This window comes from Bacteroides sp. ZJ-18, from assembly GCF_011038705.2.
Taxonomy (GTDB): domain Bacteria; phylum Bacteroidota; class Bacteroidia; order Bacteroidales; family Bacteroidaceae; genus Bacteroides; species Bacteroides hominis.
This window is the reverse complement of record NZ_CP072198.1, coordinates 806,051-817,097: the sequence shown is the minus strand read 5'-3', so window position 1 is coordinate 817,097 and position 11,047 is coordinate 806,051. Positions and strand designations below refer to the sequence as shown.

Here is an 11,047-nt window from a genome sequence, read left to right as displayed (position 1 = left end):
GTTCGTTTTATATCAATCAGTACAAAGTAAGCGATTAAATATTAATAATTCAAGATTTTCATGTACATTTGCCCCTCACATTATGAATAATCTAACAAATGGAAAGTGAAAAGTCTTCCAGGGAGAAGGGAATTTATAAAGTAACGATCGTGGGAAGTGTCGTGAACTTCCTTTTGCTCGTTTTTAAATTCTTTGCCGGAATTGCCGGGCATAGTGCGGCTATGCTGGCCGATGCTGTCCATTCACTATCCGACTTCATCACCGATATTGTTGTCATTGTCTTTGTCCGTATCGCCGGGAAGCCCGAAGATAAGGGGCACGATTATGGGCACGGCAAATATGAAACATTGGCTACGGCCATCATCGGGTTGTTACTTTTGTGTGTCGGCTTCGGTATCTTTTGGAATGGTGCCTCTTCCATTTATACTTTTTTGCAGGGCGGACAGTTGGAGTCTCCCGGTGTAGTGGCATTGGTGGCGGCATTGGTGTCGATTGTGTCAAAAGAGATACTGTATCAGTATACCGTGATTCAGGGCAAGAAGTTAAATTCTCAGGCCGTGGTAGCCAATGCCTGGCATCACCGGAGTGATGCGTTATCATCCATCGGAACGGCTATCGGTATTGGAGGGGCCATTTTGCTGGGAGATCATTGGCGGGTACTCGATCCGATTGCCGCAGTGGTAGTCAGTTTCTTTATTATGAAGGTATCTGTGCAGTTGCTGATTCCTTGTGTGGACGAACTGCTTGAAAAGTCCTTGCCGGACGATGTCGAGAAAGAGATTGAACAGACCGTACTCTCTTTTCCGGGAGTGAGTCAGCCCCACCATTTGCGTACCCGCAGGATCGGCAGTTATTATGCCATCGAAATTCATGTCCGCATGGATGGGAAGATAACTCTGGAAGAGGCGCATGGCACGGCTACTGCTATCGAAAATAAACTAAAAGAGATGTTTGGGAAAGGAACCCATGTAGGCATTCATGTGGAACCAACGAAATAATTATCATTTGATCTGAATTTTATGGAGAGTATTCTAATTACCGGAGCAAGCGGATTTATCGGCAGTTTCATTGTTCAGGAAGCTTTGAAACGCAGGTTTGGTGTCTGGGCGGGGATCCGTGCATCCAGCAGTAAGAAATACCTGAAAGAACGCAAGATTCACTTCCTTGAGTTGGACTTTGCACACCCCAATGAGTTGCGGGCACAACTGTCCGGCCATAAAGGTACGTACAATAAATTCGATTATATCGTCCATTGTGCCGGCGTGACCAAGTGTGCGGACAAGAACGACTTCGACCGTGTCAACTATCTGCAGACCAAATATTTTGTCGATACGTTGCGCGAGCTTAATATGATTCCCAAGCAGTTTATCTATATCAGTACTCTGAGTGTATTCGGTCCGATACGTGAAAAGGATTATACTCCCATCCGTGAAGAAGATACTCCGGCTCCGAATACGGCTTACGGATTAAGCAAACTGAAAGCAGAGCTCTACATTCAGAGCCTGCCCGGTTTTCCGTATGTCATTTACCGTCCGACGGGAGTGTACGGGCCTCGTGAGGCAGACTATTTCCTGATGGCGAAGTCCATCCGGCAGCATACGGATTTCTCCGTGGGATATAAACGGCAGGATCTGACATTTGTGTATGTGAAAGATATTGTACAGGCTATTTTTCTGGGAATTGAGAAGGAAGTATCCCGGCGTGCTTACTTTCTGGCTGACGGGAAGGTATATAAAAGCCGTGCTTTCTCCGATCTGATTCAAAAAGAATTGGGGAGTCCGTTTGTTATTCACATCAAATGTCCGTTAATTGTGCTAAAAGTCGTATCTTTGCTCGCCGAATTTATAGCGACCCGTTCGGGAAAGAGCAGCACACTGAATTCGGACAAATATAAAATAATGAAACAAAGAAATTGGCAATGCGACATAACTCCGGCTGTGAAAGAACTGGGATATGCTCCTGAATACGATTTGGAAAAGGGAGTGAAGGAAACGATTGCCTGGTATAAGAACGAAGGATGGCTTTAGATTTATTTAAACGTGTAGAAAGCCGTAAGGGCTTGTTTGCTGTTGAGAAGATAACATTGATATATAATCTGTTAACTTCTATCTTGATTTTATTCATGTTTCAACGGATGGACCATCCGCTCCACATGTTGTGGGACAGGGCAGTGATTGCGGCAATGACTTTTTTGCTGATGTATCTCTACCGGTTGGCTCCATGTAAGTTTTCCGCTTTTGTGCGTATCGCTATCCAGATGAGCCTTTTGTCATACTGGTATCCGGATACTTTTGAGTTCAACCGTGTCTTCCCCAACCTGGATCATCTTTTTGCTACGGCCGAACAGTGGATGTTCGGAGGGCAACCTGCCGTATGGTTTTGCCACGCGTTTCCGCAAATGTGGGTGAGCGAACCCTTCAATATGGGGTACTTCGCATATTATCCGATGATTCTCGTGGTGACGTTGTTCTATTTCATCTATCGGTTCGATCTGTTTGAGAAGATGTCGTTTGTACTGGTCACCTGCTTTTTCATCTACTACCTTATTTATATATTCGTTCCGGTTGCCGGTCCTCAGTTCTATTTCCCTGCCATTGGCATGGATTCTGTCTCACAAGGTGTCTTTCCTGCCATTGGCGATTATTTCAATCACAATCAGGAGTTGCTTCCGGGTCCCGGCTATCAGCATGGATTCTTTTATAGCCTGGTAGAGGGTTCGCAACAAGTGGGAGAACGTCCTACGGCGGCTTTTCCCAGTTCGCATGTCGGTGTTTCGACTATTCTGATGATTATGGCTTGGCGTGGCAGCAAGAAACTTTTTGCCTGCCTGTTGCCGCTCTATCTGTTGCTTTGCGGAGCTACTGTCTATATTCAGGCACATTATCTGATTGATGCGATTGCGGGCTTTATCTCTGCTTTCGTGCTGTATGTGCTGGTGACAAAGATGTTCAAGAAATGGTTTGCAGTGCCGATGTTTAAGTGATGGGGTGAAGTCCATCGAATATCCGGAAAAGCTCTTCTACCGACTCTGTTCGCAGCATGGCGATGCGTGTTTCCCGGAAGTTGGGTATTCCTTTGAATAAAGGAGTTGCTGCCAGATGGCGGCGGATATGGATAATCCCTCTGCGCTCGTCCAGGCGGGCTACACTGTTTAGCACCTCTTCACGCAATACATTCAGATACCACTCAAAGGATTCCTGCGGCAGTTCTTCTCCGGTTTCAAGATAATGCTTCACTTCGCGGAATATCCATGGGCGGCCGATGCTGCCACGTCCTATCATGATAGCGTCTACTCCATACCGCTCAAAACACTCCTTGGCACCGGTAGCCGAAGTTACGTCGCCATTTCCTATGATCGGTATATGCATACGCGGGTTGTTCTTTACTTCCCCTATCAGGGTCCAGTCCGCTTCGCCCGTATACATCTGTGCCCGGGTACGTCCGTGAATGGCTAATGCCGCAATACCGCAATCCTGTAATTGTTCGGCCAGGTCGACAATGATTTTATGGTCCGCATCCCATCCCAGACGGGTCTTTACAGTAACGGGTATTTTGACTGCATCTACTACGGCACGGGTTATTTCAAGCATCTTCGGGATATTCTGCAACATACCGGCGCCTGCTCCTTTTCCGGCAACTTTCTTTACCGGACAGCCGAAGTTGATGTCTAATATATCCGGTTGTGCTTCTTCTACAATCCGTGCTGCGCCAACCATGGCTTCCGTATCTTTACCGTATATCTGAATGGCGACGGGACGTTCTTCGTCGCAGATGGTCAGTTTTTGAGTTGTTTTGTTGACGGAACGTATCAAAGCATCACTCGAGACGAACTCTGTGTATACCATATCGGCTCCGAACTTTTTGCACATCAGGCGGAAAGCGGGATCGGTGACATCCTCCATCGGAGCCAAAAATACAGGGCGTTCACCCAGGTCTATGTGGCCTATTTTCATCTTTTTACGATTTTCTATTCATTATTTGGCTGCAAAAGTACGGAAAAAACCCCTACCTTTGCACTTCATTCATTTATTTAACTGGATAGAAATTATGAAGAAAAGACTATTTTCCATTGCTCTGTGCCTGACTTTTATCTTGTCTGCCACTTCCGTTTCGGCTCAGGATGCTGCTTATAAAGAGGCGTTAAGCAAGATGCTCGAGGCCTCGGGCGCTATGACTACTGTGAAATCGATGGTTCCGCAGATGATCGGGATGATGAAACATACTTATTCGAACGTTCCGGATGAATTCTGGAAAACTTTTGAAGAGCAGTTGTCCGAAAAGGCAAACACACAGTTTATGGATATATATGTATCTATTTATTACAGGTATCTGACGATAAACGACCTGAAGAAGATTACCCAGTTCTATGAATCTCCTGTGGGAAAGAAGCTGGCCGAGTCCACTCCGGTGATGACTGCCGAGGCCATGGAAGCGGGTCAGCAGATCGGAATGGGGATTGCCCAGGAGATAGTGGCAAACCTGAAAGAAAAAGGATATATTCAGTAGTTGCGGACTCGTAACTTATAATTGGTAACTATGTATAAGATAAGTGACTTTGAAATAATGGCTCCGGTTGGCTCACGCGAATCGCTCGCGGCAGCCATCCAGGCGGGAGCTGATTCTATTTATTTTGGTATTGAGAATCTGAACATGCGTGCACGTTCGGCCAATACATTCACCATTGAGGACTTGCGCGAGATAGCCCGGACCTGTGACGAACATGGAATGAAGAGTTATCTGACGGTGAATACCATCATATATGACAAGGATGTTGAACTGATGCGTACCATTGTCGACGCGGCCAAGGAAGCGGGTATTTCGGCTGTGATTGCCGCCGATGTGGCGGTGATGAGCTATGCCAACAAGATTGGTCAGGAAGTGCATCTGTCTACGCAATTGAATATCTCGAATGCAGAAGCCTTGAAGTTTTACGCGCAATTTGCCGATGTAGTGGTGTTGGCGCGCGAACTGAATCTGGAACAGGTAGCGGAGATCTATCGTCAGATTCAAGAAGAACATATCTGTGGACCGGGCGGAGAGCTGATCCGCATCGAAATGTTTTGCCACGGAGCGCTTTGTATGGCTGTTTCGGGCAAGTGCTATCTGTCTTTGCATGAAATGAATCATTCTGCCAACCGGGGAGCCTGCATGCAGATCTGCCGTCGTTCTTACACTGTCCGTGATAAGGATACCGATGTGGAACTTGAGGTTGACAACCAGTACATCATGTCGCCCAAAGATTTAAAGACCATTCATTTCATGAATAAAATGATGGATGCCGGGGTGCGTGTATTCAAAATCGAAGGCCGTGCCCGCGGGCCCGAATATGTACGTACTGTTGTCGAGTGTTATAAGCAGGCTATTCAGGCCTGTCTGGATGGTACGTTTACCGACGAGAAGATTGCGGCGTGGGATGAACGCTTGAAAACGGTATTCAACCGGGGCTTTTGGGACGGTTACTATCTGGGACAGCGTCTGGGAGAATGGACTAAGAATTACGGATCGGCGGCAACCGAACGTAAGATCTATGTGGGGAAAGGTATTAAATACTTCTCCAACATTGGTGTAGCCGAATTCCTGGTGGAAGCGGCTGAAGTGAGTGTAGGCGATAAGCTGTTGATTACCGGCCCTACTACCGGAGCTGTGTTTGCTACGCTCGATGAGGCCCGTGTGGACCTGAAACCGGTAGAAACCGTGAAGAAGGGAGAGCACTTCTCTATGAAGCTGGATAAGATACGTCCGAGTGACAAACTGTATAAATTGGTTTCGACCGAAGAACTGAAAAAATTTAAAGGACTGGAATAAAGATGGAAAAGTATATCTATGAACTTACTTTAAAGGTACGTGACTACGAGTGCGACCTGCAAGGCATTGTGAATAACGCTAATTATCAACATTATCTGGAACATACCCGTCATGAGTTTCTTTCATCGGTAGGCGTAAGTTTTGCAAAACTGCACGAAGAGGGCGTGGATCCGGTGGTAGCCCGCATTAATATGGCCTTCAAAACCCCATTAAAGAGTGGTGATGAATTCGTTTCCAAATTGTATATGAAGAAAGAAGGTATCAAATATGTGTTCTATCAGGACATCTTCCGGAAAAGCGATAATAAGGTTGTCGTTAAATCGACGGTGGAAACGGTATGTGTGGTAAACGGACGTTTGAGCGATAGTGAATTATTCGACCGGATTTTTGCGCCTTACCTGCAATGAGCACCGATGAAGAACGGATATGCAGTATTGCACTGACGCAAATACCGGGCGTTGGGCATATAGGTGCCAAACGTCTGGTAGACGGTATGGGGAGTGCTGCCGATGTATTCCGTTACCGGACTGAATTGCCCGATCGCTTACCCGGAGTGAATCAGGCAGTTGTCGCAGCATTGGATTCTCCACAGGCATTGAAGCGTGCCGAACAGGAATATGAGTTTGTACGGGATAACCGTATCTCTTGCCTTACGATGGCAGATGAGGGCTATCCTTCCAGACTGCGTGAATGCGATGATGCTCCCGTCGTATTATTCTTTAAAGGAAAAGCCGATCTCAATGCTTTCCACATTATTAATATGGTCGGGACCCGTAATGCAACGGATTACGGGAAACAAATTTGCGTCAGTTTCCTGCAGGATTTGCAGGCGTTATGTCCGGATGTACTTGTTGTCAGCGGATTGGCTTATGGGATCGATATCAATGCCCACCGGGCAGCACTGGCTGTCGAGCTTCCTACTGTGGGGGTATTGGCTCATGGGCTGGACCGTATTTACCCTTCGTTACATCGTAAAACAGCCATTGATATGCTCCGGCAGGGTGGACTGTTAACTGAATTTCTTTCCGGAACAAATCCGGATAAACATAACTTCATCAGTCGGAACCGTATTGTTGCCGGTATCAGCGATGCCACTATTGTGGTGGAGTCTGCCGCTAAAGGCGGTTCTCTGATTACGGCGGATATTGCCGGAAGTTATCATCGCGACTGTTTTGCTTTCCCGGGGCGGGTCACTGATGAATATTCGAAAGGGTGCAATCAGTTGATACGGGACAATAAGGCTGTTTTGTTGGAGTCTGCGGCGGATTTTGTGAAGGCAATGGGGTGGGATACCGGTTCACATACTATTAAACCGACAACCGTACAGCGGAATCTTTTCCCTGATTTATCTGCCGAAGAACTGAAGATTGTAGATATTCTCGGACGGCTGGGAGATTTGCAGATCAATGCGTTGATGGTGCAGGCTGATATTCCTATCAATAAGATCAGTGTCATTCTGTTTGAGCTGGAAATGAAAGGAGTAATCCGGGCCTTGGCGGGAGGAGTCTATCAGTTACTTAAATAAAGGGGCAAAAAAAAGGAGTCACGCCTGACTCCAACCTTTTGTTAACCTTAAATCTAATACTATGAAAAAAATCACAATACAAATGTAATTCTCTTCGGATGATTCTCCAAATATTTCCCTGAATATTGTCTCTCTTTTGAATTCCTTCACGGTTTTTCACGGATATGCCTTTATAATGTCTCTTCTTCCTGTTTATTTAGCAGTCTTTAGGGAAGGATAAACCCCGTCAAACTTGCAAAATCGTTCCAATCGTTTCACACAACAAACCAGCCCCTTTATTTAGTTAGATTAAGTGTATTTCGTTTAATTTCAAAGTTCTATATTTGCTTTATACAAATAGAGCAACTATGGAGAATCGCATCTATATATTCATCTTTTGGGGGATCCTTTTCTTTTTGCCGGGTGAAGGTTTTGCGATGATGACGATGACGGATGCCATAAGGAAAGAAGGGTTCGATTTTCAAAAAATAGACTGGTCTGTTTTGTACGAGAAGATTGCTGCAGATTCACAGGTGCCCGATCAGAGAGATGTACTGATGTTGTTGGATTACCATCGTGATGATCCTGTAAGATGTGAGTCTTTATTGCGTCGGCTTAACGGAGGAAAAGCTTACCATTACATTGCGAACCAGATATTACCGGAACTGTCGGTACCGCAAAGAAAACGGCTTCCGGCAATGACGGTAAAAGAAGCAAAGCCGGTATATGGAGTGGAAACAGCTAAACCGCTTCCCGGTAAACTTGCCGGAGGAGAGCCTGTCATGGTAAATAGGGAAAAATCAGTAATGGAATCGGAGAAGGTGTGGCGGAAAACGGTATTGGCCGTCAAGAACAATCTGCTTTATGACTTGGCGTTGGCACCCAATATAGAAGTGGAAATACCATTAGGTAAGCGTTGGTCTTTGAATACTGAATACAAATGTCCCTGGTGGCTGAACAGCAGAGAAGAGTTCTGCTATCAGCTGCTTTCGGGAGGGGTGGAAGGACGTTGCTGGTTAGGAAATCGCCGGAAACACGGCAGGCTGACAGGACATTTTCTGGGATGTTATGCAGAAGGAGGTATTTACGACTTCCAGTTTAAGGGAGATGGTTATCAGGGAAAGTATTATGCAGCCTCGGGGGTTACGTATGGATATGCGAAACAGGTAGCCCGCCATCTTTCGTTTGAGTTTAGTGTGGGAGTGGGATACTTGACAACAGAATACCGTAAGTATACTCCTTACGAAGGCTCGTTAGTCTGGACAAATAGCGGACGTTACAATTTTATCGGGCCTACCAAAGCCAAGGTATCATTGGTCTGGCTTATAACGGCAAGGAGATAGAGATGGATGAAAGATATAGGACAGTTGCTTTTTGTGCTTTTCTGCCCGTTGTTGCTGATGACGGGATGCAGCCGGCGGGAACTGCTGGATGATTATCCGGTTAGTGGAGTACGGATCGCGCTAAACTGGGAAGGAGTGACAGAGAAACTACCGGAGGGAATGCAGGTTATCTTTTATCCGAAAGATGAAAGAGGTAAAAAGAAGAGTGCATATTTGTCGGTAACCGGTGGAGAGGTACCGGTACCTCCCGGACATTACTCGGTTGTGGTTTACAATTACGATACAGAAACGGTCTTGATTCGTGGAGAAGAATCTTATGAAACCATTCAGGCTTACACCAATCTCTGTAAGTTTGGGGTTGCCGGAACAGAAAAGATGGTTTGGGGGCCGGATCCGCTTTATGTGATAAACATAGATGATCTGGATGTACGAAATAGTGAGGAGACATTGACGCTGGAGTTGAAACCAAGGCTGGTAGTCAGAACTTACTCTTTTAGCATCAAAGCACAGGGGTTGAGTAATGTTTCTACTGTGATAGGGAGTGTCGGTGGGATGGCAGACCATTATTTTTTAGGAAAAGGTTATGCCATGTGTGATGCCTGTCCGATTAATATTGATCTGAACGTGAAAGCCGGAAAGATAGAAGGGGTATTTACCACTTTTGGGCTACCCGAAGTTGTTCTTAGCCGTGCCGAGACCGAACTTCCGGTGATGATGAACCTGATGATTATTAAGGTGGACAAGTCGGTGCAGGAAGTGAAGATTAATATAACGGAAGCCGTACAAGAACCTACCGGCGGTGGTGAAGGAGGAGAAGGAGATGAAACGAAACCACCGACATTGGTTGAAGTTGAAATAGAAGACGAAATAAAAGTAGACGATGTGGAGGTACCTCCGGGTGGAGGTGGCGGCATTGGCGGTGATGTAGGAGACTGGGACGACGAAACAAATGTGGAGTTGCCCGTTGGATAAGAAAAAAGGAATACATACAGATAAAACATTAATAACTTAAAAAAACATACTATTATGAAGAAGATTTTATTCGCAGCAGTTGCTGCAATGGCAATTACGGGTTGCTCACAGAATGAAGAGATTGAAAAGGCTGTACAGCCGGTGGAAATTGGATTCAATACGGCGGTGGGCAAAGCAACTAAAGCTACACCGATGTTGAATGATAATTTTAAGGACTTTAAAGTGTATGCCTATAACTCGGGAAGTAATCTTATAAAGGACGTTACTAAACTTAGTACTACGGTTTTTATGAATGGGATCAAAACAGAGAAGGGAGAAGAAGGCTTATGGGCTACAAAAGGTACCTATTACTGGCCATTGACTGATAAGCTTCAATTTTTTGCTTATTCTCCTTCTGAATCCGGAGCGTTATCTGCTTGGTCAGCCGAAGGGCAATATCCAAGCTTTAGTTATACCGTCAACCCTGTGGCTTCTCAAGAGGATCTGCTTATAGCTCAGGCTGCCGATAAAAATAAGACTGATGATAGTGGTAGCGGCGTAAGTCTTGGATTTAAGCATATTTTGACTCAGGTTAATTTTTCTGCAACCGGTAGCACGGATGGTTACAAATATGATGTAACAGGTATCGCAATATCGGGTGTCAATCAGACTGCTACATTTACGTTTGATGTAACTGCTGGTACTTGGGGTACTGCAAGTTCGGTTATTACATCTCCTTACGAATATGCTGGAACCTATGCAACAATAACAGGTACTGAGACAAAATCGTTTGATAAATCGGATGGTTCATTGATGCTATTGCCACAGACATTGCCTGCTGATGCTAAAATAACAGTTACTTATACAGTGAAAGACGCTTCAGATGCAACCATATTTAATGGTACCGGAGATGTTGAATTAGGTGGAGTAACTTGGACTGCTGGTAGCAAAATACGTTATACATTGTTGTTAAAAGATAATGGGGCAGAAGTTACATTCGTTCCTAAAGTAGACCCTTGGAATGAGGAAACAGCAGGACCTGATAAGAATTAAAGGTAAACAGCAGGAGAGTGTTGAAGTTCAGTTTAGAAAAGGAGCACTTTTCATCTGAAGTTTGACTAACTCTTATCAACAAAGAAAAGAGCCATATCATTACTCAAAGGCAGAGTTTGATAGGGCTCTTTTTATATTTGTTGGTTGCAATCTGTAATATTTAGAATGGGCATTTTAGTTTAGAACATCTTTTTAGGTTCATCCGAAGGATGCGTCTTGCCGACGTTTATCCTACGGTAGAGGATCCGTTACTTTGCATGCCGGCTTCATTTACGTACCGAGGTAAACGCTTTTACGCACCGAGGTAAATGCCTTTACATGCCGAGGTAAATGCTTTTACATGCCGGGGTAAATGCCTTTACATTGAGAAGAAAACCATGGTAAATATAAT

11 protein-coding genes are annotated in these 11,047 nt (G+C 45.2%); 10 read left to right on the top strand and 1 reads right to left on the bottom strand.

What is annotated here, in order from left to right:
- Positions 1-98: 98 nt before the first annotated feature.
- Genes G7Y45_RS03335 through G7Y45_RS03325 form a run of 3 tightly spaced genes read left to right on the top strand, consistent with a single transcriptional unit; the run spans position 99 to position 2,983 of the window.
- Positions 99-998: a cation diffusion facilitator family transporter gene (locus G7Y45_RS03335; protein WP_165016811.1), complete on the top strand. Its 900-nt coding sequence runs from the start codon at positions 99-101 to the stop codon at positions 996-998.
- Between the two features lie 21 nt (positions 999-1,019).
- Complete coding sequence (locus G7Y45_RS03330) at positions 1,020-2,027, top strand: NAD(P)-dependent oxidoreductase (protein WP_005812513.1); 1,008 nt, start codon at positions 1,020-1,022, stop codon at positions 2,025-2,027.
- Complete coding sequence (locus G7Y45_RS03325) at positions 2,018-2,983, top strand: phosphatase PAP2 family protein (RefSeq protein ID WP_005782893.1); 966 nt, start codon at positions 2,018-2,020, stop codon at positions 2,981-2,983. Before G7Y45_RS03330 ends, G7Y45_RS03325 begins: the two co-directional genes overlap by 10 nt.
- Here the strand turns inward: G7Y45_RS03325 and dusB are convergent.
- A complete protein-coding gene (gene dusB, locus G7Y45_RS03320) occupies positions 2,976-3,953 on the bottom strand; it encodes a tRNA dihydrouridine synthase DusB (RefSeq protein WP_005812515.1) in 978 nt (325 codons plus the stop codon). The genes G7Y45_RS03325 and dusB overlap by 8 nt on opposite strands.
- A 94-nt stretch (positions 3,954-4,047) precedes the next feature.
- On the opposite strand from dusB, the gene G7Y45_RS03315 reads away from it, so the two are divergent.
- The 7 genes from G7Y45_RS03315 to G7Y45_RS03285 all read left to right on the top strand — a co-directional run bounded on the left by G7Y45_RS03315 (position 4,048) and on the right by G7Y45_RS03285 (position 10,656).
- The gene (locus tag G7Y45_RS03315; protein ID WP_005822479.1) at positions 4,048-4,506 is read left to right on the top strand and encodes a DUF2059 domain-containing protein; all 459 of its coding nucleotides are present in this window, start codon (positions 4,048-4,050) and stop codon (positions 4,504-4,506) included.
- Between the two features lie 57 nt (positions 4,507-4,563).
- Positions 4,564-5,805 carry a peptidase U32 family protein gene (locus tag G7Y45_RS03310; RefSeq protein WP_005812518.1) on the top strand — a complete coding sequence of 414 codons (1,242 nt, stop codon included), beginning with the start codon at positions 4,564-4,566 and terminating at the stop codon, positions 5,803-5,805.
- Between the two features lie 2 nt (positions 5,806-5,807).
- On the top strand, positions 5,808-6,212 hold the full coding sequence (locus G7Y45_RS03305; RefSeq protein ID WP_005782900.1) for a thioesterase family protein: 405 nt from the start codon (positions 5,808-5,810) through the stop codon (positions 6,210-6,212).
- A complete protein-coding gene (dprA, locus tag G7Y45_RS03300; RefSeq protein ID WP_005812520.1) occupies positions 6,209-7,330 on the top strand; it encodes a DNA-processing protein DprA in 1,122 nt (373 codons plus the stop codon). Before G7Y45_RS03305 ends, dprA begins: the two co-directional genes overlap by 4 nt.
- A 347-nt stretch (positions 7,331-7,677) precedes the next feature.
- Complete coding sequence (locus G7Y45_RS03295) at positions 7,678-8,652, top strand: DUF3575 domain-containing protein (RefSeq protein WP_165016814.1); 975 nt, start codon at positions 7,678-7,680, stop codon at positions 8,650-8,652.
- Positions 8,653-8,658: 6 nt separating this feature from the next.
- A complete protein-coding gene (locus tag G7Y45_RS03290) occupies positions 8,659-9,624 on the top strand; it encodes a DUF5119 domain-containing protein (protein WP_005812524.1) in 966 nt (321 codons plus the stop codon).
- 54 nt (positions 9,625-9,678) lie between these two features.
- A complete protein-coding gene (locus G7Y45_RS03285; protein WP_165016817.1) occupies positions 9,679-10,656 on the top strand; it encodes a fimbrillin family protein in 978 nt (325 codons plus the stop codon).
- The last annotated feature ends 391 nt before the right edge of the window (positions 10,657-11,047 follow it).

What these genes read in the sequence shown, in the direction of transcription:
- G7Y45_RS03330 (WP_005812513.1), top strand. Translation starts at nt 1,020, where the DNA reads ATGGAGAGTATTCTAATTACCGGAGCAAGCGGATTTATCGGCAGTTTC.
- G7Y45_RS03315 (WP_005822479.1), top strand. Translation starts at nt 4,048, where the DNA reads ATGAAGAAAAGACTATTTTCCATTGCTCTGTGCCTGACTTTTATCTTG.
- dusB (WP_005812515.1), bottom strand. Translation starts at nt 3,953, where the DNA reads ATGAAAATAGGCCACATAGACCTGGGTGAACGCCCTGTATTTTTGGCT.
- dprA (WP_005812520.1), top strand. Translation starts at nt 6,209, where the DNA reads ATGAGCACCGATGAAGAACGGATATGCAGTATTGCACTGACGCAAATA.
- G7Y45_RS03325 (WP_005782893.1), top strand. Translation starts at nt 2,018, where the DNA reads ATGGCTTTAGATTTATTTAAACGTGTAGAAAGCCGTAAGGGCTTGTTT.
- G7Y45_RS03310 (WP_005812518.1), top strand. Translation starts at nt 4,564, where the DNA reads ATGGCTCCGGTTGGCTCACGCGAATCGCTCGCGGCAGCCATCCAGGCG.
- G7Y45_RS03305 (WP_005782900.1), top strand. Translation starts at nt 5,808, where the DNA reads ATGGAAAAGTATATCTATGAACTTACTTTAAAGGTACGTGACTACGAG.
- G7Y45_RS03290 (WP_005812524.1), top strand. Translation starts at nt 8,659, where the DNA reads ATGAAAGATATAGGACAGTTGCTTTTTGTGCTTTTCTGCCCGTTGTTG.
- G7Y45_RS03295 (WP_165016814.1), top strand. Translation starts at nt 7,678, where the DNA reads ATGGAGAATCGCATCTATATATTCATCTTTTGGGGGATCCTTTTCTTT.
- G7Y45_RS03335 (WP_165016811.1), top strand. Translation starts at nt 99, where the DNA reads ATGGAAAGTGAAAAGTCTTCCAGGGAGAAGGGAATTTATAAAGTAACG.
- G7Y45_RS03285 (WP_165016817.1), top strand. Translation starts at nt 9,679, where the DNA reads ATGAAGAAGATTTTATTCGCAGCAGTTGCTGCAATGGCAATTACGGGT.